Genomic DNA, 20871 nt, shown 5'->3' with positions numbered 1-20871 from the left:
TTTTCCATGGTCTCCGGGACTGATAAACAAAGCGGTAACCGGAAAGTCGTCCTGATATAGCCCGCATTGCCGAGCGGGCTTTCCGGCGTACTGCCTTTCGTCGATATACCATGCGCGACGAGGTCGATAATGGATGACACCACACTCCTGATTATCGCCCTGATCGGTGTCGGGGTAGTCCTGGCCATTGCCGGCGTCGCCACCCTTGCCTTGTCGGGAAAGCCCCGGAAATAGCGCGGCCCGGAATCAGCTACCCATCGCCATGCGCACCAGGGCGCCCACGTCGTTTTCCTCGAGATGGGTGGCGGCCAGCTGTGCCAGATCCTCCGCCTCGCGCACCGCTTCGCCGTGAAGCTGGTCAAGGCTCCGCTCCCCGGAATACGCCACGGGGACCCGCAGGCGCACCACCGGCTCTAGATCCGTTTCCTCCTGGCGGAAGACCAGCTCCACATCCAGCCATGCGGACCGGCCCGCTCGGGCAAGTACCAGGTCCTCCTCCGGAGGCAGCCGGAGATGCTGGAACGTGTAGGTCATGGCACCCCTCCTTCCGGCCGGTACGGGCTCACTCCGCCGCGAAGTCCTCTTCCCGCACCTCTGCCGAAAGCTGGTAGTAATTCTTTTGCGCCTCGGCCTTCAATCCCACGCCCTGGGGCACGATGATGACGAAATGGGCCTGGTCGTCGTGGCGGGCGAACCGGCTGAACGCCTGCCACTGAAGGCGGGTCTCCTCGGAGCTCAGCGTCTCTTCGGTCTCTACTTCATAGATATGGAACCGATGTCCACGGGCGGTGACATCCGGAACGCGGCCGTCGATGGTGTCGGGCAGCTCGAATCCATCCACCCCGTCGGCTCGCACCTCGTTGAAGCCGCCGTCGCGCAGGCCATGCGCGATGCGGCGCACCATGCCATCATGCCGCTCCTGGCCAGGAATCAGCCGCCTCATACTCGCTCCCGTTGGCTATCGGCCCCTCGTTTGATTAAAGCAACCTCCGGAGCCGAACGTCCATGTTCCCGCAGCGCTCCATACCCCCGCCTCTTCAACGGGGCATGCGCACGCTCTTGTCGCAAAACAGCTGTTGGCCGTCCCTGCCGTTGGATGTATCCCGGACCCCGGTGAGACGGAGGTGGAGCGTACCGAAGGAAAGCTCCAGCTTCATGCGCACGGGGATCCGGCCCTCCTGGCTGAGGTACAGCTCCCAATTCTTTCCCCCGTCGCGCTCGCCGTCCTCCCCCACCGTGTAGGGCCGCACCTCCAGGACCACCTCGCCCCCTTCCTTGGTGCGCCCCTCGACGGGAACAACCAGCATCTTCACGTCCTTGCCATCGATCAGCGGAACCCGATGGGTCACCCCCACCTCCAGCGGCATCCGGCGGATGGAATAGATGGCGGTAAGCACTTCCAATACGCCCGGCGGTACGGAAATGAGCTTTTCCCGCCCCTTCCGCTCGAACATCACCCGGTGCTCGGTCAGGAATTCCAGCACCGTCTCTTTGGTGCTGCCCCCCTCAATCTGGGTGACCCGGTGGTATTCCGGGACCAGCTTCCCGTCTTCCACCCGGGCACGCGTATAGATCTGATCCCGTACCGAATGCAGGGCGTCCACCCAACCGGTGGAGCAGATCTGCGCCCGCAGGATCAGGCCCTCTTCCGTGGGCCGGGCGCGGAACATGCCCTTGCCGGCCTTCATGCCCGCCCAGCTTACTTCATAGCGCAGCTCCTCGAACTGGATTTCCCAGCTTTCGGGGCCCGGGGACGCGGAGGTTTTCGAAGTGAGGAGGAGGGAGGAAAGCAGACCAAACAGCAGGAGCCGTCCTAGGAAGGAAACCGGCAGCGCGGCCATTAGCCGGTTTCCTTGCGGGAGCGGGCCTTCAACCGGGCATGGACCCGGCACCGGAACGGGACCTTGAAAGACCTCAAGAGCACCTCCAGATCAGGTTATTGGTTGAATTTGCTTGACTTTTTCCTGGACTCTACGCCTATTGGACACTGAGGCCATGGACTACGGGAGGTTGCACATGGCGAGCCCCAATCAGAATATCCACTGTGGAATCGTCGGTCCGATCGTGGCCTTCGTGGTACTCGCGGCCCTCGTGCAATGGATCGGCACCCAGCTGCTCGGCCAGAACGTGGGAGGCACCCTGGTTACCGCGCTCCTCCTGGGCGGTATCGGTGTCCATATTTTGTGCACTTATAACCTGGAACGTAAGCGCCGCGCCATGGGCGGCTGAGCGTACCCACCGCCCAACAAGGCCCGGGAAGCTCCCCGGGCCCTCCTATGGTCGGCTCCGTTCAAGGAAACAGCAGCGTGTCCGGATCCTCGTCCCCCATCAGCCGCCGGTACTCATAGCGGGTGATGGCGTCCCTTTCGCTCAGGATCCCCTCCACCTTCTCCCGCAGCTCCGGACTGCGCACGGCACGCTCCCAGAGACGCTCGTACTCCAGTTTGCGGATGGGCGCGAAGGCGGCCGGAATGCCGTCGAACTCCATGGCCACCTTGAGCAGGGGCCCCAGGCAGGCGAGCCCCGCCCAAAGGGCGAATACCGCCCCCAGAACGGCGCCGGAGGCCGCCACCAGCACGTAGCCGCCGAGCCCGGTGGCCACGGCGCCGGCGAGCACCAGAAGCTGAAACAGGGCATAGCGCCGGACCCGGCGCCGAACCCCCTGGATATCCGAACGCCGTTCCGGCTGCTCCACCTTAACCATCATTCTTCCCCCGCCAGTAGACCGCGCAATACAACCATGAGATATCACTTTCCCGGCAAACGTCTACCCAGGGGCGTATACCACCCCTTTTACCATGAGGCCGGGATTTTCCTAGCCGAGTTCCCGTAACCGGACAATAACAAATAAAACAGATATCTAATCTTTATACCCCGACCCAGGCCGAATAAAGTTGTATATTTTTTGCATCTTAAAGACCGGAAAGGCCCTCCCGTCCCTGTTCCCGGAAATTCCCCAACCTTTCGCCAGACCCTGCCAGGCCGCCATTTCCAGGCGGATCAACTACCGGGAAGCGCGGCTTGCATCCGGGTTCCGGGCAAGGGAGCCTGAAAAAAGCCCCCCACTGCAACCGGAGAGACGGTCAATGCTTTTCAGGTACGGGTCCTGCCTGGGCCTGCTGCTGCTCCTGCTCGCCGCTCCGGCGGGCTCCGCCACGCAGGACGCCTTCAAGGCGGGCCGATGGCGGGGAGAGATCCTCCTCAGCGACAGTTCCGGCGCCTTCCAGGGCTGCATTATTTCCACGCCACTGGAAGGGGAAACCTCCTTCGGGTTCGCTCTGTTTCTCAACGGCCACCTCGGGCTGCTGGTGCAAAACGTCAACTGGGTGCTGCCCGAGGGGGAGAGCTATCCGGTCACGCTCGCCGTCGACGCGGAGGAAATCGGACGCTTCCAGGCGAGCGCCCTCCGGGACAACGTCGTGCATATCGACCTGGGCTCCTGGGAGGAGGCCCCCATCCGCCGCCTGCGGCACGGGGAGAAGCTGGTGCTGCGGGCGGAGGCCTCCGGAAGGGAGTTCAACCTGAATCTGACCGACACCTACAGCGCCCTTCCCCGGCTGCATGAATGCTTTCTCGCCCACGCGGACAGCAACCCATTCAATTCCAACAATCCGGAGCAGGACAGGAAGCGGGTGAACCGGGCCCTGCGGGTGGTGTTCCGGGAAATGGTGCAATCCTGGACCTGGGATGCCGGATTGCCCGAGCCGCGCTTCCGGTCCGCGGAAGCGCCGGCGGGGCGGAACCTGAGCTGGAGCAACCCGGGGCACTACTGGGCGCGTCTCACCGCTCTGCCCCGGGAAGCCGGGGAGGAGCTGCGCCCCGCCGTGGCGGGCCTGCAGACCCGTTTCTCCCGGACCTGCACTCGGCACAGCGCCGGAGAGCCCCAGATCTCCCCCATCCATCCCGTCTCCGGAAACGATGCTTACGCGGCCATGTTCCAGGGACGCTGCCGGCGAGAGGACAGCCGCGACTACTGGCAGTGGGCCATGCTGTATCCGGGCGGCGAGGGAACCGCCTTTCTCGTGGTGATTCTGGGACCGGACCGCTCCCAGGTGGAGCCGCTGGGTCGGGCGATCTGGCGCCAGGAGACCCGGGCCGAGGATCCGCCGTCCTTCGAAAAGGCCGCACTGACCATTTGATCCAACAGCCGTCTCGGGAGGAACCATGCGCGGGACATTCCTGCCCGCATTGGCGCTGACCCTGTTCCTGGGGATGCTGCCCGGCGCGGTGCCGGCCGCGGAACCGGGCTACGACGCGCGCCTCTCCGGCTACGATTACCCCTTCCCGGTGCATTTCCTGGGCCTGGACGTCCAGCGCCAGGCGCTGGAAATGGCCTTCATGGACGTCCGTTCGGAGCGTCCCAACGGGCGTACCGTGGTTCTCCTGCATGGCAAGAACTTCTCCGGGGCCTACTGGGAACGGACCATCGAGGCCCTGACGGCGGAAGGCTACCGCGTCATCGCGCCGGACCAGATCGGCTTCGGCAAATCGAGCAAGCCCCGGGCCTTCCAGTTCAGCTTCCACGCCCTGGCCACGCACACGCGGCGGCTGCTCGACGACCTGGGTGTGCGGCAGGCCACGGTATTGGGGCACTCCATGGGCGGCATGCTGGCGGCCCGGTTCGCCCTCATGTTCCCGGAGCGGACGCGGAAGCTGGTGCTGGTGAACCCCATCGGCCTGGAGGACTGGAAGCGCAAGGTGCCCTACCGTACCGTGGAGGAATGGTATCGGCTGGAGCTAAAGAAAACGCCGGAGCGCATCAAGGCCTACATGCGGGAGCGCTACTTCGACGGCGACTGGAAGCCGACCTACCAGGAGCTGCTGGAGATCCAGGCGGGCTGGGTGCGCGGACCCGACCGCAAGCGCATCGCCTGGGTCGCCGCCCTGGCCGATGACATGGTCTTCACCCAGCCGGTGCTCTACGAGCTCTCCGAGATCCGCGTCCCGACCCTGCTCCTGATCGGCCAGGAGGACCGCACGGCCCTGGGCAAGAATCTGGTCTCCCCGGAGGTGGCCGAAAAGCTGGGCAACTACCCCGCCCTCGGCAAACGGGCCGCCCGCGAGATCCCCAACAGCACCCTGGTGGAGCTGGAAGACGTGGGCCATGTGCCCCATTACGAGGCGTGGAAGGCGTATATCGGCGCCCTGAAGGCCTTCCTGGAGAATACGGAATGAGCCCGCACAAAAGACGGCGGGGCCGGCATACCATGCCGGCCCCGCCTTTATGGAACAGCCCGCCGGACCTTAATGCGACCCGGATCCGGCCTGGATGCCCGACACGAGCACGGTAACGGCCATGCCGAGACCGATCAGGCCCAGCAGGAGTGCCAAACCCACGAGAATGTAGCCCACCGGTGTTCTCCTCCTCTTGTGAATACGCTTTTCCGGGCCCCTCTTCTATATGCTCCCCGCCAAGAGAACAACCCCCCGGACGGAAAAGCGCCTCTCCGGTGGGCACCGGCGGCTCAATTGAGCGCCCAGATCATGCCATTCAGCACCCCCGCGTAGGCCACCCACACGGCGTAGGGCACGAAGCAGACCGCCGCCCACCGGTCCACCCGGGCGAAAACCGCCAAGGAGGCGACAATGGCGGCGAGCAGGAAGAGGATCTCCACCAGGGCGGCCCCGGGCGACCGGAGGCCGAAGAAGAGCACGGACCAGAGGAGATTGAGCACGAGCTGCACCACGAACAGGGCAAGCGCCAGGCTCCGCCGGGCCGCCCGGAAACGGCGCCATACCCGCCAGCCGGCGATGGCGATCAGCACGAACAGGGCCGTCCAGACTGGTGGGAACACCCAGGCGGGCGGATTGAAGGCGGGCTTGTGCAAGGTGGGATACCAGGTGGCCACCGAGGTGGCGGTGGCCTGTCCGCCTGCGGCGAGGACCAGCAGGCTCAGGGCGAAAAAGCCCGCCAGGGCGGCCAGGTCGCGGCCCCGGGACGGGGTGGCGGACGCCTCGCGGCCGGCCACGACCGCGCCTATCCGTCCGCGTCCGAACCGGAGCCCTGGCGGGCCTCCCAGGCGGCAATCACCCGCTCCGGCAGGTCGGTCTGGATCAGGTCCATGGCGAGCTCTCCCGAGGCCGTGCGGGCGGCCTGTTGCAGCTCGCCGTCGTCCAGATCCTCCAGGGACCGGAATCCCATATCCAGATCCCCCAGCAGGCGTGCCCCTTCACTCATCGGATGCCGCTCCGTCGTGTCGCAGGAATTCCCAATATCACGGCGCCTCCCGGGGCAGGCAAACCCCGAGGTCGCCGAGGACCCCGGCGAGCCCCTCATAGCCGGCCACCACCCGGTCCGCCTCCCGCAGGTGCGCTGCGGGGTGGGTGGTGGTCAGCCCGATGCACCACATGCCGGCCGCCCTCGCGGCGGCGACCCCGTGCGGGGCGTCCTCCAGGACCAGGCAGTGCGGCACCGCCGCCCCCAACCGGGCGGCGGCGTGCAGGAAGAGGTCCGGGTGCGGCTTCCCCCGGCCCGTATCCGCCACGGTGTACAGGTGGCCCCCGAATAGCGCCGAAAGACCCAGCCGTTCATCCACCAGGGCGAGGAGGTCCGGGGCCAGCCCCGTGGCCAGCGCGGTGGGGAAACCGTTGCCCGTCGCGTCGAAGAAGGCCCGAAACCCCGGCACGAAATCCGCCTCCTCCGCAAAGGCCCGCCGCACCAGGTCGGCCCGCTCGCGCGCCAGTTTCCCGGTATCGCCCCGGAGACCGAGCTCGCGCTTGAGCGCCTCGGTGCTTTCCTGCAGAGAGCGCCCGGCAAGCAACGGTTTGAGCCGCGCGCGGTCATACGGTAGACCGCGCCTGCGCAGGAATTCCGCCTGACCACGATCCCAGAGCGGCTCCGTGTCGATGACAACGCCCTCGGCGTCGAAGAGCAGGGCGCCGATCACCGGAGCCCCCGGAGACTGTCTCCGGCACCCCGAATTCCGATTCGCGGAGCGGGCCTGCTACTTTGGCCATAGGGTCCGGGAAGCGATTCGCGCTCCCGGAAGGGAATCTGGACTGCCGCCACCGACAAGCTCGGGAGCCCCTTCGTGCTCGATTTCGTCTGGAACTGGATCACCGCCAACGAGGAACTCACCGCCCTCCTTGCCGGCGCATCCGTGCTCATGCTGGTGGGGAGCCTCGGCGCGCTGCCCTTCGCGGTGCGGCTTCTGCCGGCGGACTACTTCTACGCCGAGGAGCGCCGGGCGAGCCCCCTGCGGCGGAACAGCCCGGCGCTCCACGTTCTGGTGCTGGCCGCCAAGAACCTGACCGGCGGCGTCCTCCTCCTGGGCGGCCTGGCCATGCTGGTGCTGCCCGGGCAGGGTCTGCTGACCCTCCTGGTGGCCACCCTGCTCCTGGATTTCCCGGGCAAATACCACCTGGAGCGCCGGATTATAGGGTACCCCCGGGTCATCAGCACGCTCAACTGGCTGCGCAGCCGGACCGGCGCCCACCCCCTCCGGGTGCCGCCCGACCTCCAGCAAGGCGGCGAGGGGGAAGCCTCCGCCTCCGGATCCCGGGAGCAACCCGGTACCGGGCGCGACGACCAGTAGCCGAGGCCCCGGACCGTCACGCCTTCCGGGAAGCCTCCCGCAGTCCCTCTTCCAGGGCCTCCCACGGCAGGAGCACGCAGCGGCGACGGGCGCCCTCGCCGCGGACGGGCTCCAGGACATCCAAGGGCGCCGGAGGCGCCCCGTCGCCGCCGTCCAGCCAGGACTCCAGCGTGCGCCGCAGCTCCCCGGCCTCGGGGATTTCCCGCCCTTCCAGGACCACGGTCAGGAGGGAGGCGGAGGCGGTGCAGATGGCACAGGCGCGGGCGCGGAACACCACCTCCGCAAGCCGGCCGCCCTCCAGGCGCAGCCCCACCTCCACCTCATCGCCACATAGGGGGTTTGCACCCCGCCCCGTTGCCTGGGCCCGCTCCAGCCCGCCGCGATTGCGCGGGTTGCGGAAGTGGTCCATGAGGGCGTCCTTGTGGTAGGCGGCAATGCCCATGGAAGCCTCCCAGTAAAGATGCGAAGGCAAAAACGCCAAATCGCCAGAACGTCAAGTCACGCCAAGAAGACCACCAAAGCCCTATCGGCAGGATCCAATCCTTTACCGGTGACCGCAGGAGCGATGTCCACTTGCGCCCTAGACCCCATGAAAAGTGCCGCGGTCCGGAGGCCGGCTCCTACAGCTAGGCTTCGAGGCTCCTCTTCTGGATATTTTCTCTTCGGGTTTTATTGGCGCTCTTGGCGGTTCAATTCCTTCTGTTTTTCAGCCTTTCTTGGCTGTTTGGCGTCTTGGCGTTTTCTCAGCCTTTCCCTCGCCGGGGATGGCACACATGGGCCGCCCCGTGCCGCCCCGCCGGCGGAGGACGATCTCGCTGAGGACGCACACGGCGATCTCCTCGGGAGTGCGCGCCCCCAAGTCCAGGCCCGCCGGGGCATACACCCGCCCCAGATCGGCCTCGCCGAAGCCCTGCTCCCGCAGGAAATCGAGGACCAGGTTGGATCGCTTGCGACTGGCGATCAGGGCGATATAGCCGGCCCCGGCGGCCAGGGCCCGGCGCATGGAGTCGTGGTCGCCCTTGTGCTGGGTGGCGATGACCACATAATCGTCCGCGGTGGGCTGCAGGGCCTCGTAGTCGATATCGTCCGTGATCAGCCGGTCGGCGTCCGGGTAGCGCTCGGCGTCCGCCTGGGGGTCGTTCACCACCACCCGCAGCCCGGCGAGGGCCGCCATGCGGCTCAGGGTCTCCGCCACCCGGCCGTGACCCACGAGCCACAGGGTGGGAGCCGGCGGCACCGGCTCCACGTAGACCCGCATACTGCCGCCGCATGGCATGCCCGCGCCCAGCACCTCGTCGTTCATGTCGATGTCGAGCACGGCGGTTTCACCGCTCTCCAGGCAGCGCAAGGCCTGCTCGCTGGTATTGGACTCGGCACAGCCGCCCCCCACCCAGCCGGCCACCACCCGCCCGGACTCATCGATCACCGCCTTGGAACCGGTCTTGGCCGATACGGAGCCCTCCGTCTCCACCACCGTCGCCACGGCATAGGGCCGGCGGCTGTCCCGCAGCGCCCGCTGCACGTCCAGGATGTCTTGCTTCATGGCTGTTCGCTTACCCCCTCCAGCCGCAGGCTGATCCGCTCCAGATCCTCGGGAGTGTCCAGGTCCTCTACGAAGTGGTCGCTCGCCATGGGCACCGCCTCCACCAGCTCCGGGTGGCGCTCCATGAAATGGCGGCACCCCAGGTTGGGCCCCCCGGCCAGTACCGCCTCCCGGTAGGCCGCCGCCAGGACGATGGGGTTGCCCCGCTGGCCATCAAAGGTGGGCACCACCACCTCCCCGCGCTCCCGGTTGCGAAAGGCCGCCATCAGTGCCCGGATGTCGGCGGCGGTGAGCAGGGGCTGGTCTGCCAGGGCCACCAGGATGCCTTCTGCGGGATGCTCCAGGGCAGCCAGCCCCACCGTCACGGAGCGCATCTGGCCCTCCTCCGGCTCCGGATTAGACACCACGCGCAGCCGTCCATCCCCCGGCTTCCCGCCCCATGACATCAACAGCTCCCGCACATCCTCCCGGTCCGCGGCCACCACCGCCACCAGCTCATCCACCCCCGCGGTAAGCAGGGTCCGGGCGGTGCGACGCACCAGCGGCTCGCCTCCCAGCGGTAGGGTGAGCTTGTCGCGGCCCTGCATACGCCGGGAGGCCCCGGCGGCCAGCAGAACCGCCGAGAAATCGTTCATGCCGGCGCCCCCGCGTCGGCATAGGCGGCGGGGTCCTGCTCGAAGCGGTGCTGGCAGTGGCCGCAGCAGAAGTACCAGGTGCGGCCGCCGTATTCGGTGGAGAAATCCGCTGTGGCCGGATCCACGGTCATGCCGCAGATGGGGTCCACGACCTCGGCGGCGGGGGCCGGGGCTGGCTCCGGCTCGAGGACGGCGCCCGCGCCGAGGCGATGGCGGGCGTTGACCAGCCCAGCCAGAACGGAGACGGCGATCTCTCGTGGATTGCGGGCATCCAGGGGTACCCCGGCGGGGGCCTCGATGGCGTCAACCGCGCCCGCATCGAAGCCCCGCTCTTTGAGGTCGGTCCGGAGCTGCTCCGCCTTGCGCGCGCTGGCGATAAAGGCGATGTGGTCGGCGCCCAGCGAAAGGGCCGTCTCCAGGCCCAGCTCGTCCCCCTGGCCCTGGGTGGCCACCACCGCCAGCAGCGGCCGTCCGGCGGGACGCCGCTCCAAGCGCAAGCTCGGCACCACCTCGCTGGCCTCGGGGAACACCGACGCGCCCGCCCCCTTGGCCGCCACGGTCACGGTGAAGCCCACCCGGCCCGCCAGCGCCGCCAGGGTGTGCGCCGCCGGCGAGCCACCCAGCACCAGCAGGCCCGGGGCCACGGTGAGGGGCTCAATGAAGATCTCCAGGGTGCCGCCGCTGTGGCAGCGCATGGCCACATCCTCCACCCCCGACTCGGGGGCCTCTTCGGCTCCCGCTTCCTCGGGGCGGATGCGGATGAGGCGCGACTCGCTGTCCGCCATGGCCTGCCGGGCGGCGCGGATCACCGCCGGCTGGGCGCACCCGCCGCCGATCCAGCCGTGCAGACGGCCCTCACCGTCCACCACTGCCTTGTCCCCCGGCTTGCCCGAAGTGGGCGAATACACCCGGACCACCGTTGCCAGGGCGCCGGGGAGCCCCGCCGCCTCCAGGCTCCGGGCCCGCTCCAGCACGCTGTCTCCGTTCGACATTTTCGACCTCCTGCTACAGGCGGGTGAGCGCATCCTCCAGGGACGCAAGGCTTTCCAGGTTGTGGGCCGGAGCGAACAGGTCCAGCCACGGCAGGGCCGCGGCCATGCCGGCGGCGGTGGGCTCGTAGCCCGCCCGGCCCAGCAAAGGGTTCAGCCACACTACCCGCCGCGCCCGGCCGCGGATGCGGCGCAGCTCTTCGCCCAGCTCGGCGGGGTCGCCGGTCTCCAGGCCGTCGCTGACGATCACCACCACCGTGCGCCGATCCAGCATGCGGCCGCCGTAGGTATGGCGGAAGGCGGCCAGGCTCTCGGCGATGCGGGTTCCGCCGCCCCAGCCCGCGGAGCGCAGGGCAAGGCGCTCCCGGGCCCGGGTGAAATCCCGCTGGCGCAGGGCGTCGCTGGCCCGCACCAGGCGGGTATGGAACACGAACGCCTCCGCCCGCGGGAAAACGCCCAACAGGCCCCGGGCAAAGCGGAGGAAGAAAAAGCTGTAGAGCTCCATGGAGCGGCTGGCGTCCAGCAGCAGCACCAAGCGCGGCGGCCGCAGGCGGCGCCGGGCGCGCACCGGGCGCAGGGGAACCCCGCCGTAGCGCAGGCTGGCCCGCAGGGTGCGGCGCATGTGGATACGCCGGCCGCGGGGGGAGGGCCGCCAGCGCGCCGACGGCCGCCGCTGCATGCGCCGGGCCAGGCGCTCCGCCAGGGCGCCCACCGCCTCCATCTCTTCGCCCTCGGTCAAGTCGCGAAAATCCGTACCCGCCAGGCGTTCGCCGCGGCTCGCTCCGCCGCGGGGAGCGGTGGCGGACTCCCCTTCCGCCCCTTCCCCGGCGGCAGCCTCCCGGGCGAGGCGGGCCCGATTCGGCCCTTGACCCCCGGAAGCGCGGCGCCCTCCCTTCCCGCTGTGACGCACGGTGCCCCGGGGTTGGTCCCGGCCCCAGTAGGCCTCGAACAGCCGCTCGAAGTCCTCCCAGTCCCGCCGGCTGGCGCAGAACAGCCCGCGCAGCTCCCAGTAGAGCCGGCGACGGTCCAGCAATGAGCCGCCTGCCGCCGCCCGCAGGGCATCGGCCTGCTCCGCCATCCCCACCCGGAGCCCGTGGGCGCGCAGGAAGCGGGCGAAGCCGACCAGTTGGCGTTCGGGGGTGGTCATGGGAAGCGCTCTGGATGGCGAAACGGAAAACACCAAGGGAAAGGATTCAAGAAATGAGGCGGGAAAACGGCAATTCCTCCGTAGGAGCGGCGTCCCCGCCGCGACCTGCCCAATCCTGGCCGGGAAATCACGGCGGGGACGCCGCTCCTACGGGGCCCATTCGGCTTCATTCCCCCGCCTCCCCGGCCAACCGCTGCAGCACCTCACGGGGCACGCTGGCCTGGTCCTCCCGGGTCTTGAGCAGGCAGCCCAGGGTCTCGGCCACGGTCTCCACCTCCAGCCGGTCCACTTCCAGCCCCGCCAGGGCCGCCGCCCAGTCCAGGGTCTCCGCCACTCCGGGCTTCTTGCGCAGGTCCAGGGCCCGCAGCCGCTGCACGAAGGCCACCATCTGACCGGCCAGGCGCTCGCTCATCCCCGGCAGATGGGCCTGGAGGATACGAAGCTCCTTGCCGAAATCCGGGAACTCCAGGTAGTGGTAGAGGCAACGGCGGCGCAGGGCGTCGGAGAGCTCGCGGGTGGCATTGGAGGTGAGCACCACGCGGGGGATATGCACCGCCTTCAGGGTCCCCAGCTCCGGGACGCTGATCTGGAAGTCGGACAGCACCTCCAGCAGGTAGGCCTCGAACTCCTCGTCGGCGCGGTCGATCTCGTCCACCAGCAGCACAGCCCGCTCCGGGCTGCGAATGGCCTGGAGCAGAGGACGGGACAGTAGGAACTGCTCACTGAACAGGTGGTCCTCGGTCTCCTCCGAGCGGCCCTCCAGCTGACCCATCTGGATGGAGAGGAGCTGGCGCTGGTAGTTCCACTCGTAGACCGCGGCGTTGACGTCCAGCCCCTCGTAGCACTGCAGGCGGATCAGGGGGTGGCCGTTGGCGCGGGCCAGGGCCTTGGCCACCTCGGTCTTACCCACCCCCGCCTCGCCCTCCAGCAGCAGGGGCCGACCCAGGCGCTCGGTGAGCAGCAGGGTGGCGGCCAGGGGCTTGTCGGCGATGTAGCCCACCTCGGCGAGCCGCTTCTGGAATTGGGCGATGTCCTCCATTCCCCCTACCTTTGGGCTGGATGCCCACCATGCCCCGTAGGAGCCCGCTTTAGCGGGCGATTTTTCAACCAGGATCGCCCGGCGGAGCCGGGCTCCTACGTGATCCCTCGGCTACGCCTGGTGCTCGCCGTGGTGGGATCCCTTGTGCCCGAATAACCGCCGGAAGAAGCTGACCACCATGCTCCAGGCGAGCTGCAGGGCGTTGAGCTCGCGGGGCTGACTCGCCACCCGCTCGGCGGCGGCCTCCGCCTCGGCGCCCTCGCCGCGGGCCGCCACCCGGTCGTTCAGGTTGCGGGCGAACTGCTGCATGATCTGGTCGGCCACCTGCTCCATCATGCGCCCGCCAAAGCTCGCCATCTTGCCGGTGACGCTCACCTCCGAGACCCCGGCCACCTCGCTCTTGCCATCGCCGGTATCCCTGACCGTCGCCTTCAGGTCCATGGTGGCGCTGGAGGTGCCCTTGGTGTCCTGCCCCTTGCCATGCAGGTGGAGCTCGTGCTGACCCGCGTCCAGGCCCAGCACCTCCACCTCGCCCTTGAAGGTGCTAGACGCCGGGCCCACCTTGACCTTCACCTGGCCTTTGTAGTGGCTGTCGTCCACCCGCTCGGTGATCTCCGCCCCCGGCAGGCATTCGGTGACCTCCTCGATATCCTGCAGAACCGCCCAAGTGGCGGCGGGCGGGCCGTCGAGAGGAATGTTCTTCTCCAGTGTTACCTGCATTTCCGGCTCCTGGCGGGCCGGACGCCTCAGTCGGCGTCCAGCCCCAGCTCGTGGATGGTGCGCCACACGCGGTAGGCGTCGTGGGGCATGTTCATGTGGCTGATCCCCTGGTGGGCAAAGGCGTCCACCACGGCGTTGGAAAAGCAGGGGATGCTGCCCACATGGGGCGACTCCGCCACCCCCTTGGCGCCGATGGGGTGGTGCGGCGAGGGGGTCTCGGTGTAGTCCAGCTCCCACTGCGGTGTCTCCACCGCGGTGGGCACGAAGTAGTCCATGAGGCTGGCGCCGAGGATGTTGCCGGCCTCGTCGAAGGCCAGCTGCTGGCCCATGGCCACCGCGAAGCCCTCGGTGAGACCGCCGTGGATCTGGCCCTCGATGATCATGGGGTTGATGCGGGTTCCGCAGTCGTCGAGGGCGTAGAAACGGCGGATGTGGCTCTCCCCGGTGTGGCGGTCGATGTCCACCACGCAGACGTAGGCACCGAAGGGGAAGGTCAGGTTGGGCGGGTCGTAGTACTCCACCGCCTCGAGGCCATGCTCCATGCCCTCGGGCACGTCGTTGTAGGCGGCCCAGGCCACCTCGGTCATGGTCTTGGCCTGGTCTGGCACGCCCTTCACCTGGAAACGGTCCACGTCCCACTCCAGGTCGTCCTCGCTCACCTCCAGCAGGTGGGCGGCGATGCGCTTGGCCTTGGCGTGGACCTTCTGCCCCGCCCGCGCGGCGGCGGCGCCGCCCACCGGGGTGGAGCGGGAGCCGTAGGTGCCGAGGCCATAGGGGGCGGTGTCGGTGTCGCCCTCCTCCACCTGGATGTTCTCGGAAGAGATGCCGATCTCGGTGCCGAGGATCTGGGCGTAGGTGGTCTCGTGGCCCTGGCCCTGGGACTTGGTGCCGAAGCGGGCGATGGCGCTGCCGGTGGGGTGGACCCGCACCTCGCAGCTGTCGAACATACCCACGCCGAGGATGTCGCAATTCTTGCTCGGCCCGGCGCCCACCACCTCGGTGAAGGTGGAGATGCCGATGCCCATGAGCTTGCCGCGGGCGCGCTTCTCCGCCTGCTCCTTGCGCAGCCCCTCGTAGTCCACCGCCTCCAGCACGCGCTCCAGGGCGGCCGGGTAGCTGCCGCTGTCGTACTCCCAGCCGAGCGGCGTGGAATAGGGAAACTGCTCGGGCTGTATGAAGTTGCGCCGCCGGATCTCCGCCTTGTCGATGTCCAGCTTCTGGGCGAGCACGTCGATCATGCGCTCGATGAGGTAGCTGGCCTCGGTGACCCGGAAGGAGCAGCGGTAGGCCACGCCGCCGGGCGCTTTGTTGGTGTAGACGCCGTCCACCCGGGCGTAGGCGGTGGGGATGTCGTAGGAGCCGGTGCAGATGTTGAAGAATCCGGCGGGCCACTTGCGCGGGTCGGCGCAGGAATCGAAGGCGCCGTGGTCGGCCAGCACATTGGCGCGCAGGGCCTTGATGCGGCCCTGGCTGTCCGCCGCCAGCTCGCCGGTCATGTGGTAGTCGCGGGCGAAGGCGGTGGTGGAAAGGTTCTCGATGCGGTCCTCCACCCACTTCACCGGCCGGCCGAGGACGATGGAGGCCACGGAGGCCACCACGTAGCCGGGATAGACCCCCACCTTGTTGCCGAAGCCGCCGCCGATATCCGGGGAATTGATGTGGACCTTGCTCTCGGCGATGCCGGAGAGCTGGGAGAACACCGTCCGTACCACGTGGGGTGCCTGGGAGGTGAGGTGCACGGTGAGCTCGCCGTTTATGGAATCGAAGCTGGCCACGCAGCCGCAGGTCTCCAGCGGGCAGGGGTGCACCCGCGGATAGAGCAGGTCCTGCTTGACGGTCACCTCCGCCTCGTCGAATACCCGGTCGGTGGCGTCCTTGTCGCCCACCTCCCAGGTGAAGATGTGGTTGTCGTGCAGGCGCAGACCGTGGCCGCCCTCCTTCTTGCCGGCGATGTCCTCGCGGATCACCGGGGCGTCGTCGTCCATGGCGTGGTGGGGATCCACCAGCACCGGCAGCTCCTCATACTCCACCTCCACCAGCTCGGTGGCGTCGGCGGCAATGTAGCGGTCGTCGGCGATGACCATGGCCACTTCCTGGTTCTGGAAGGCCACCTTCTCGTCCGCCAGCACCGCCTGCATGTCGCCCGCCAGGGTGGGCATCCAGTGCAGGTTCAGGGGCTTTAAGTCCTCGGCGGTGAGCACGGCGTGCACGCCGGGGTGGTTGAGCGCCGGCTCCTTGTTAATGGACTTGATACGGGCGTGGGCGAAGGGGCTGCGCACGAAGTCGCCGTGCAGCATGCCCGGCAGCTTGATGTCGTCCACGTAGTTGCCCTTGCCCTGGATGAAGCGCGGGTCCTCTTTGCGCTTGCGGGAACAGCCGCGGTTCTGCTGCTCGTCGGCACGGACTTGGGATTCGGTTACAGTCGTCATAGTCCCCTCTCCTCAGGCCATCTCGCGGGACTTTTCCGTGGCGAGCTTACTCGCCGCGTAGCGCACCGCCTTGATGATGTTCTGGTAGCCGGTGCACCGACAGAGGTTACCTGCCAGGCCCTTGCGGATCTCTTCGTCGGTGGGGTCCGGGTTTTCCTGCAGGAAGCGGTAGGCGCGCACCTCCATACCCGGCGTGCAGAAACCGCACTGCAGGCCGTGCTCCTGCATGAAGCCCTCCTGCACGGGGTGCAGCTCGCCCCCCTGGGCGAGTCCCTCCACCGTCAGCACCTCGGAACCGTTCGCCTGCATGGCGAGCACGGTGCAGGACTTCACCGAGGCGCCGTCCAGGTCCACGGTGCACGCACCGCAATGGCTGGTCTCGCAGCCGATGTGCGCTCCAGTAAGGCCGAGCTGCTCGCGCAGGGTATGGATCAGCAGCTCGCGGGGATGGACCAGCACCTCGCGCTGCTGGCCGTTTACCGTCAGTTTGATGGGCGTCTTGCTCGCCATGGTCAGCTCCCCTTGGCCCGGTCGCGCGCCAGGCGCAGGGCCCGTTTGGTCATCTCGCCCGCCATGTGGGTCTTGTACTCCTCGTCGCCGCGCAGGTCGGCCACCGGCGTGGTGATGGCCATGGCGGCCTCGGCCGCTTTCTTGATGCGGGCCTCGTCCCAGGCCTGGCCGGTGAGCTCCGCCTCGGCGTCCGCGGCCTTGAGGGGCGTGGGCCCTACGTTGGTCAGGCCGATGTGCACCCACTGCACGGTGTCTCCGTCCATGCGCAGATTCACCGCCGCGGCGGCGGTGGCATAGTCACCGGTCTTGCGCTTGAGCTTGGCGTAGGCCTGGCCACCACCCGCCTCCATGGCCGGGATGCGGATCTCGCGCAGGATCTCGCCTTCCTCCATGGCGGTCATGTAGGTGCCGATGAAGAAGTCGTCGGCGGGCACCTCCCGCTCTCCGTCGGGACCCACCAACAGCAAGTGCGCTTGCAAAGCCAGCATTGCGGCCGGGTGGTCGTTTCCCGGATCGCCGTGGACGATGTCGCCGCCGATGGTGCCGCGATTGCGCACCTGCGGGTCCGAGGTCCAGCCCGCCACCTCGGGAACGAGGGGGCACTTTCCCCACAGCAGATCCGAATCGATAAGCTGGTTCTCGGTGGTCATGGCACCGATGTATATGTGCCCGCCCTCCTCGCGGATGCCGCGCAGCTCGCCGATGCCGTTCAGGTCCACCAGATGCTCCGGCTCGGCGAACCGGAGCTTCATCATGGGCAGCAAGCTGTGCCCGCCGGCCAGCACCTTGGCTTCGTCCCCGTACTCCCCGAGAAGGCGCAAGGCCTCGTCGATGGTACCGGGGGCGTGGTATTCAAATTCCCCGGGAATCATGGCTACCTCCTATCGGGCCGGCCCCCAGGGACCGGCGGGACTGCTCGGGAATTGCCCTTCGCTCCTCAACCTCGCCTGGATCGCGAAAGGAGCCAACAGAAGATTCCTCAATGGGAAATGGGGTTCACGAATGGTTACCGGGGCGCCTGAACGGGAACCGCATAAAAGTTTGTTAATAAAATAATAATTTTCCGGCCCTGGAACGGGGTCCGGGATCACTCCATGCCGATCACCTCCCGTAGCTCCCGCTCCTTGCTGCGGCTCACAGGTACGGGATCCCGGTAGCCGTCCAGATAGAGGCGGGCGCGATTGCCTTCCTTCCAGAACTCGCGGGCGTGGTCGATATTCACCATGTGGCGGCGATGCACCCGGAGGAAACGCTGGGGGTCCAGCCGCGCCTCCAGGTCGGACAGGGAGAGGTTGCAAAGGTAGTGGCCGTCCATGGTGTGGATGGAGGTGTAGTGGCCATCGCTCTCCAGGCGGAGGACTTCACCCAGGTCGAGCAGGATCAATCGGCTGTGCCGATAGACGGGGATCTTGAACATCCGCCGGGGCCACATGCCCTCCTCTTCCGGGCCTGCGGGCTCGGTGGTCACTGAGGTGAGGTCATAGAAGACCATGCACGTTCCGGCCCCCCCGCCTTCCGTACCGAGCATTTTGGACACCTTGATCATGAGGACCCGATCCGGAATGTTGATAAGCATGGTCATGGGAGGTGGTGAATCCATGGGGCAGGTGGCACCGCTATTCAGCAGCCACCGGACCTTTTCCCGGCTCTTGATGGGATGAAACTGGGTTATCTCCCGACCAATAGCCTCCCCGGGGTTCACTCCCAGGACCCGAGCGGCCACTCCGTTCATGGCGGAAACCTGGTCCCCGGCGTCCAGCCATACGATTCCGGGGTCGAACTTTTGCAGCTGATGGGAAAAGCTTTCCAAACTCCGCCCCCACTTTTTTCCAAAGATTCGGTCCATTAATTAAGACTCTTGCACAATTTTTTGGTTTTTTTGCAAGAAAAACATTTTCCGCATTAATTCCTAATATTAAAAAACGTTTAAACAATGAAAATATTGTTTCTAAATTCCTTGCAGCTACCCTTGGCATGGGTTTCTTCTTACCTAACCTGCTCTCCTGGCTAGCCGGGGGAACTGGCGTGAAGGAGAGGGAACCGTTCTAGGACCAAGCCTTTCATAGGGGTTTAGCGAAACTGATCTCGTGCCCGTCGGGATCGATGATGTGGAAGTACCGTTCCCCCCAGGGCGCGTCTTCCGGAGGGAACTCCGGGTCGATGCCCTGATCCAGGGCGCGCCGGTATTGGCGGTCGACATCATCCACGTAGAAAATTATCCGCCCCCACCAGTGGGCCGAGCGCTCCGGATAGTGGGCCAAGTTCAGGTAGCCGGCGCCGGCATGAAAGCTGGTGAAGGATTCGGTCTCGCCGCCGTAGCGCATGACGAATCCCAGCCCCCGATAGAAGGCCACGGAGCGGGCCATGCTGGAGACACCGACGGTGACGGCACTCAGGGCGGTGATCGGGATGTCGGCTTCGGCCATGGCTCTGCCTCATCGCACAGTGTTTTTCCCAGCATGTCGGAGAATGCCGTCCCCTCCCATTGGGGGTCCGCCCGTGATTCCTGTCGCTTCCCCCGCAGTCCAAGCCCTCAGTCCCTCGCAGGCCTGGACTTTTTCCCGAAAAACCAGACCATGGGGACCCGCCCGCAGGTTGCCGGGCGCGGTTTTCCGCTACGGTATGAAAATGGACCGGCCCATCCGGGAAGGAAGTAATGGCGCGCACACTGGTCTTCGACGTCAACGAAACGCTCCTCGACCTCCGGGGCCTCGACCCCGTATTCGAGCGGCTCTTCGGCGATGCCGCCGTACGCAGGGAATGGTTCTCGCAGGTGCTGCAATGGGCCCTGGTGGCCACGGTTCTGGGGCGCTACCACCGCTTCACCGACATCGGCGCCGCCGCTCTACAGGCCCTGGCCGATCGTTATCAGCGCACCCTCGGCGAGGCGGATAAGGCGGAAGTCGCCGCGACCATGCGCCGCCTCCCCCCACACCCGGAGGTACCCGAGGCCCTGGAGCGGCTGAAGACCGGGGGCCTGCGCCTGGCCGCCCTGACCAACTCGCCCCCCGGCGCCATGCAGGAGCAGCTCCAGAACGCGGGACTGGCGGAATTCTTCGAGCGGCAGCTGTCCGTGGACCAGGCGGGGAGGCTCAAGCCCGCTCCCGAGCCTTATCGGATGGCCGCCTCGGAGCTGGGCATCCCGCCGGCGAATATGCGCATGGTGGCCGCCCACGGCTGGGACCTCGCCGGTGCCTCCGCAGCGGGCTGCGCAACGGCATTCGTGGCCCGTCCGGGACAATCCCCCGACCCCTTTTCCCCGCCCCCGGATCTCTCCGGAAGTGACCTGCTCGACCTCGCCGAGAAGATCCTGATCGCCGAGGCGCAGGCCCCATAGCCTCCCGATTCCGTATTGGAGCCCGCAGTGCCGGACTATGATTTTTCCTCCGAATGGCGGATCGAGGCTCCCGTGCAAAACGTCTGGGACCAGATCGCCAATCCCCCGCTGTGGCCGCAGTGGTGGCCGGGATGCATACAGGCCGTGGAGGTCGCCCCGCACAGGGAAACGGGGCCGGGGCGGCGATACCGGTTTCAGTGGCGGGGCAGGCTCCCCTACCGGCTACCCATGGAGATCGAGCTCACCGAGCGGGAGCCGCCGCGCCTTCTGGCGGGAACGGTGGAGGGCTCCCTGGCCGGAAGCGCCATATGGCGGCTGAGCGGCGACGAGGCGCAGACGCGGGTCGGCTTCCAGCTCGCCGTGGACGTTCAAAAGCCCTGGATGAAGCGCTGGGTCCCCCTGACCCAGGCCCTGTTCCGGTGGAATTTCCGCACTCTGATGGAGGAGGGGCGCAAGGGCCTCGGGAACCAGCTCGACGCGGCCACCGCTCCCATCGAATAGCGGAACGAAGCGGAGACCGGCATGCGCGTGCTCCTGATCCTCGGCCATCCCCGCCGCGAAAGCTTCGGGGACGCCCTGTTCCGCGCCTTCGGAGCAGTCCTCCGGAAAGCGGGCGTGGAGCTTCGCACCCTGGCGGTACGCTGGGGACCCCGCAAGGTTACCCGGGCGGCCGCGGCCACAGGCGCGCTCTCCGCGGTTCCCGCATGGTGGCTCGCGCACCGGTCAACTGCGGCGGACCTCTATGGCCCGCTGATCTACCTGGCGCTGGTGCTCGACGGCATGCTTCTGCCCCGCCTGGCCCGGCCCCACATGCGGGTCTCCTGGACCAGCCTGCCGATCCCCCTGGTCACGGCGCTCACCTTCATTCTCTGGTTCGGGGTTCTGCCGCTGATCCGGCTGGGATAACCGCGCCCCGCGAGCGCGCACTCCCAACCAAACGGGGCCCGGGCCGTGCGGCCGGACCCCGGAGGGAGGGAGAATCGGGGA

The 20871-nt window shown here is 67.3% G+C and carries 26 protein-coding genes; 7 read left to right on the top strand and 19 right to left on the bottom strand.

The window, feature by feature from the left end:
- Window positions 1–246: 246 nt before the first annotated feature.
- From ACERLL_RS03850 to ACERLL_RS03840, 3 genes are all read right to left on the bottom strand, one after another.
- Window positions 247–534 carry a hypothetical protein gene (locus tag ACERLL_RS03850; protein ID WP_373654736.1) on the bottom strand — a complete coding sequence of 96 codons (288 nt, stop codon included), beginning with the start codon at window positions 532–534 and terminating at the stop codon, window positions 247–249.
- A gap of 28 nt (window positions 535–562) precedes the next feature.
- Window positions 563–943, bottom strand: a complete 381-nt coding sequence (locus ACERLL_RS03845) for a hypothetical protein (protein WP_373654735.1) — start codon at window positions 941–943, stop codon at window positions 563–565.
- Between the two features lie 94 nt (window positions 944–1037).
- Window positions 1038–1841, bottom strand: coding sequence for a DUF3108 domain-containing protein (locus ACERLL_RS03840; RefSeq protein ID WP_373654734.1), 804 nt, complete (start codon window positions 1839–1841; stop codon window positions 1038–1040).
- 175 nt (window positions 1842–2016) lie between these two features.
- On the opposite strand from ACERLL_RS03840, the gene ACERLL_RS03835 reads away from it, so the two are divergent.
- Window positions 2017–2229, top strand: a complete 213-nt coding sequence (locus tag ACERLL_RS03835; RefSeq protein ID WP_373654733.1) for a hypothetical protein — start codon at window positions 2017–2019, stop codon at window positions 2227–2229.
- 61 nt (window positions 2230–2290) lie between these two features.
- On the opposite strand, the gene ACERLL_RS03830 is transcribed toward ACERLL_RS03835, so the two are convergent.
- Window positions 2291–2707: a hypothetical protein gene (locus tag ACERLL_RS03830; RefSeq protein WP_373654732.1), complete on the bottom strand. Its 417-nt coding sequence runs from the start codon at window positions 2705–2707 to the stop codon at window positions 2291–2293.
- A 379-nt stretch (window positions 2708–3086) separates the two neighbouring features.
- Between ACERLL_RS03830 and ACERLL_RS03825 the strand changes: the two genes are divergently transcribed.
- Complete coding sequence (locus tag ACERLL_RS03825; protein WP_373654731.1) at window positions 3087–4139, top strand: hypothetical protein; 1053 nt, start codon at window positions 3087–3089, stop codon at window positions 4137–4139.
- Between the two features lie 25 nt (window positions 4140–4164).
- Window positions 4165–5175: an alpha/beta fold hydrolase gene (locus tag ACERLL_RS03820; protein ID WP_373654730.1), complete on the top strand. Its 1011-nt coding sequence runs from the start codon at window positions 4165–4167 to the stop codon at window positions 5173–5175.
- 290 nt (window positions 5176–5465) lie between these two features.
- On the opposite strand, the gene ACERLL_RS03815 is transcribed toward ACERLL_RS03820, so the two are convergent.
- The 3 genes from ACERLL_RS03815 to ACERLL_RS03805 are packed head-to-tail and all read right to left on the bottom strand — an operon-like array spanning window position 5466 to window position 6887.
- Window positions 5466–5969, bottom strand: coding sequence for a TspO/MBR family protein (locus ACERLL_RS03815; RefSeq protein WP_373654729.1), 504 nt, complete (start codon window positions 5967–5969; stop codon window positions 5466–5468).
- A gap of 8 nt (window positions 5970–5977) precedes the next feature.
- Complete coding sequence (locus ACERLL_RS03810; RefSeq protein ID WP_373654728.1) at window positions 5978–6178, bottom strand: hypothetical protein; 201 nt, start codon at window positions 6176–6178, stop codon at window positions 5978–5980.
- Window positions 6179–6215: 37 nt separating this feature from the next.
- On the bottom strand, window positions 6216–6887 hold the full coding sequence (locus ACERLL_RS03805) for an HAD family hydrolase (protein ID WP_373654727.1): 672 nt from the start codon (window positions 6885–6887) through the stop codon (window positions 6216–6218).
- A gap of 144 nt (window positions 6888–7031) precedes the next feature.
- Between ACERLL_RS03805 and ACERLL_RS03800 the strand changes: the two genes are divergently transcribed.
- Window positions 7032–7535, top strand: a complete 504-nt coding sequence (locus tag ACERLL_RS03800; protein WP_373654726.1) for a hypothetical protein — start codon at window positions 7032–7034, stop codon at window positions 7533–7535.
- A gap of 16 nt (window positions 7536–7551) precedes the next feature.
- On the opposite strand, the gene ACERLL_RS03795 is transcribed toward ACERLL_RS03800, so the two are convergent.
- The 12 genes from ACERLL_RS03795 to ACERLL_RS03740 all read right to left on the bottom strand — a co-directional run bounded on the left by ACERLL_RS03795 (window position 7552) and on the right by ACERLL_RS03740 (window position 18973).
- Window positions 7552–7977, bottom strand: a complete 426-nt coding sequence (locus ACERLL_RS03795; protein WP_373654725.1) for an iron-sulfur cluster assembly scaffold protein — start codon at window positions 7975–7977, stop codon at window positions 7552–7554.
- A 264-nt stretch (window positions 7978–8241) separates the two neighbouring features.
- On the bottom strand, window positions 8242–9078 hold the full coding sequence (locus tag ACERLL_RS03790; protein ID WP_373654724.1) for an XdhC family protein: 837 nt from the start codon (window positions 9076–9078) through the stop codon (window positions 8242–8244).
- The gene (locus ACERLL_RS03785) at window positions 9075–9713 is read right to left on the bottom strand and encodes a nucleotidyltransferase family protein (RefSeq protein ID WP_373654723.1); all 639 of its coding nucleotides are present in this window, start codon (window positions 9711–9713) and stop codon (window positions 9075–9077) included. Before ACERLL_RS03785 ends, ACERLL_RS03790 begins: the two co-directional genes overlap by 4 nt.
- Window positions 9710–10705 (bottom strand): XdhC family protein, encoded by a 996-nt coding sequence (locus ACERLL_RS03780; RefSeq protein ID WP_373654722.1) that lies wholly within the window; start codon window positions 10703–10705, stop codon window positions 9710–9712. Before ACERLL_RS03780 ends, ACERLL_RS03785 begins: the two co-directional genes overlap by 4 nt.
- A gap of 13 nt (window positions 10706–10718) precedes the next feature.
- Window positions 10719–11849, bottom strand: coding sequence for a vWA domain-containing protein (locus ACERLL_RS03775; RefSeq protein WP_373654721.1), 1131 nt, complete (start codon window positions 11847–11849; stop codon window positions 10719–10721).
- A gap of 166 nt (window positions 11850–12015) precedes the next feature.
- On the bottom strand, window positions 12016–12888 hold the full coding sequence (locus ACERLL_RS03770; protein WP_373654720.1) for an AAA family ATPase: 873 nt from the start codon (window positions 12886–12888) through the stop codon (window positions 12016–12018).
- 111 nt (window positions 12889–12999) lie between these two features.
- Window positions 13000–13608 carry an SRPBCC family protein gene (locus tag ACERLL_RS03765; protein WP_373654719.1) on the bottom strand — a complete coding sequence of 203 codons (609 nt, stop codon included), beginning with the start codon at window positions 13606–13608 and terminating at the stop codon, window positions 13000–13002.
- A gap of 26 nt (window positions 13609–13634) precedes the next feature.
- Entirely contained in the window at window positions 13635–16037 is a 2403-nt protein-coding gene (locus tag ACERLL_RS03760; RefSeq protein WP_373654718.1) for an aerobic carbon-monoxide dehydrogenase large subunit, read from the bottom strand.
- Between the two features lie 12 nt (window positions 16038–16049).
- Window positions 16050–16547, bottom strand: coding sequence for a (2Fe-2S)-binding protein (locus ACERLL_RS03755; RefSeq protein ID WP_373654717.1), 498 nt, complete (start codon window positions 16545–16547; stop codon window positions 16050–16052).
- Window positions 16548–16549: 2 nt separating this feature from the next.
- The gene (locus tag ACERLL_RS03750; protein ID WP_373654716.1) at window positions 16550–17419 is read right to left on the bottom strand and encodes an FAD binding domain-containing protein; all 870 of its coding nucleotides are present in this window, start codon (window positions 17417–17419) and stop codon (window positions 16550–16552) included.
- Between the two features lie 215 nt (window positions 17420–17634).
- A complete protein-coding gene (locus ACERLL_RS03745) occupies window positions 17635–18357 on the bottom strand; it encodes a LytTR family DNA-binding domain-containing protein (protein ID WP_373654715.1) in 723 nt (240 codons plus the stop codon).
- A gap of 250 nt (window positions 18358–18607) precedes the next feature.
- Window positions 18608–18973 (bottom strand): VOC family protein, encoded by a 366-nt coding sequence (locus tag ACERLL_RS03740; protein WP_373654714.1) that lies wholly within the window; start codon window positions 18971–18973, stop codon window positions 18608–18610.
- A 230-nt stretch (window positions 18974–19203) separates the two neighbouring features.
- On the opposite strand from ACERLL_RS03740, the gene ACERLL_RS03735 reads away from it, so the two are divergent.
- From ACERLL_RS03735 to ACERLL_RS03725, 3 genes are read left to right on the top strand one after another with little or no spacing between them, the layout of a single operon-like run.
- Window positions 19204–19884 carry a haloacid dehalogenase type II gene (locus ACERLL_RS03735; protein WP_373654713.1) on the top strand — a complete coding sequence of 227 codons (681 nt, stop codon included), beginning with the start codon at window positions 19204–19206 and terminating at the stop codon, window positions 19882–19884.
- A 27-nt stretch (window positions 19885–19911) separates the two neighbouring features.
- Window positions 19912–20385, top strand: coding sequence for an SRPBCC family protein (locus tag ACERLL_RS03730; protein WP_373654712.1), 474 nt, complete (start codon window positions 19912–19914; stop codon window positions 20383–20385).
- 21 nt (window positions 20386–20406) lie between these two features.
- The gene (locus ACERLL_RS03725) at window positions 20407–20790 is read left to right on the top strand and encodes a hypothetical protein (protein ID WP_373654711.1); all 384 of its coding nucleotides are present in this window, start codon (window positions 20407–20409) and stop codon (window positions 20788–20790) included.
- The last annotated feature ends 81 nt before the right edge of the window (window positions 20791–20871 follow it).

Source organism: Thiohalorhabdus sp. Cl-TMA (assembly GCF_041821045.1).
GTDB lineage: Bacteria > Pseudomonadota > Gammaproteobacteria > Thiohalorhabdales > Thiohalorhabdaceae > Thiohalorhabdus > Thiohalorhabdus methylotropha.
Note: the sequence above shows the minus strand (reverse complement) of the source record. Positions and strands in the feature narration are given on the sequence as shown.

Bases quoted from the DNA above. Each gene is read 5' to 3' on its own strand.
- ACERLL_RS03790 (WP_373654724.1), bottom strand. From the start codon at position 9,078: ATGAAGCAAGACATCCTGGACGTGCAGCGGGCGCTGCGGGACAGCCGC.
- ACERLL_RS03810 (WP_373654728.1), bottom strand. From the start codon at position 6,178: ATGAGTGAAGGGGCACGCCTGCTGGGGGATCTGGATATGGGATTCCGG.
- ACERLL_RS03785 (WP_373654723.1), bottom strand. From the start codon at position 9,713: ATGAACGATTTCTCGGCGGTTCTGCTGGCCGCCGGGGCCTCCCGGCGT.
- ACERLL_RS03770 (WP_373654720.1), bottom strand. From the start codon at position 12,888: ATGGAGGACATCGCCCAATTCCAGAAGCGGCTCGCCGAGGTGGGCTAC.
- ACERLL_RS03735 (WP_373654713.1), top strand. From the start codon at position 19,204: ATGGCGCGCACACTGGTCTTCGACGTCAACGAAACGCTCCTCGACCTC.
- ACERLL_RS03830 (WP_373654732.1), bottom strand. From the start codon at position 2,707: ATGATGGTTAAGGTGGAGCAGCCGGAACGGCGTTCGGATATCCAGGGG.
- ACERLL_RS03835 (WP_373654733.1), top strand. From the start codon at position 2,017: ATGGCGAGCCCCAATCAGAATATCCACTGTGGAATCGTCGGTCCGATC.
- ACERLL_RS03765 (WP_373654719.1), bottom strand. From the start codon at position 13,608: ATGCAGGTAACACTGGAGAAGAACATTCCTCTCGACGGCCCGCCCGCC.
- ACERLL_RS03780 (WP_373654722.1), bottom strand. From the start codon at position 10,705: ATGTCGAACGGAGACAGCGTGCTGGAGCGGGCCCGGAGCCTGGAGGCG.
- ACERLL_RS03775 (WP_373654721.1), bottom strand. From the start codon at position 11,849: ATGACCACCCCCGAACGCCAACTGGTCGGCTTCGCCCGCTTCCTGCGC.
- ACERLL_RS03725 (WP_373654711.1), top strand. From the start codon at position 20,407: ATGCGCGTGCTCCTGATCCTCGGCCATCCCCGCCGCGAAAGCTTCGGG.
- ACERLL_RS03850 (WP_373654736.1), bottom strand. From the start codon at position 534: ATGACCTACACGTTCCAGCATCTCCGGCTGCCTCCGGAGGAGGACCTG.
- ACERLL_RS03825 (WP_373654731.1), top strand. From the start codon at position 3,087: ATGCTTTTCAGGTACGGGTCCTGCCTGGGCCTGCTGCTGCTCCTGCTC.
- ACERLL_RS03760 (WP_373654718.1), bottom strand. From the start codon at position 16,037: ATGACGACTGTAACCGAATCCCAAGTCCGTGCCGACGAGCAGCAGAAC.
- ACERLL_RS03740 (WP_373654714.1), bottom strand. From the start codon at position 18,973: ATGGCCGAAGCCGACATCCCGATCACCGCCCTGAGTGCCGTCACCGTC.
- ACERLL_RS03795 (WP_373654725.1), bottom strand. From the start codon at position 7,977: ATGGGCATTGCCGCCTACCACAAGGACGCCCTCATGGACCACTTCCGC.
- ACERLL_RS03820 (WP_373654730.1), top strand. From the start codon at position 4,165: ATGCGCGGGACATTCCTGCCCGCATTGGCGCTGACCCTGTTCCTGGGG.
- ACERLL_RS03845 (WP_373654735.1), bottom strand. From the start codon at position 943: ATGAGGCGGCTGATTCCTGGCCAGGAGCGGCATGATGGCATGGTGCGC.
- ACERLL_RS03840 (WP_373654734.1), bottom strand. From the start codon at position 1,841: ATGGCCGCGCTGCCGGTTTCCTTCCTAGGACGGCTCCTGCTGTTTGGT.
- ACERLL_RS03750 (WP_373654716.1), bottom strand. From the start codon at position 17,419: ATGATTCCCGGGGAATTTGAATACCACGCCCCCGGTACCATCGACGAG.
- ACERLL_RS03755 (WP_373654717.1), bottom strand. From the start codon at position 16,547: ATGGCGAGCAAGACGCCCATCAAACTGACGGTAAACGGCCAGCAGCGC.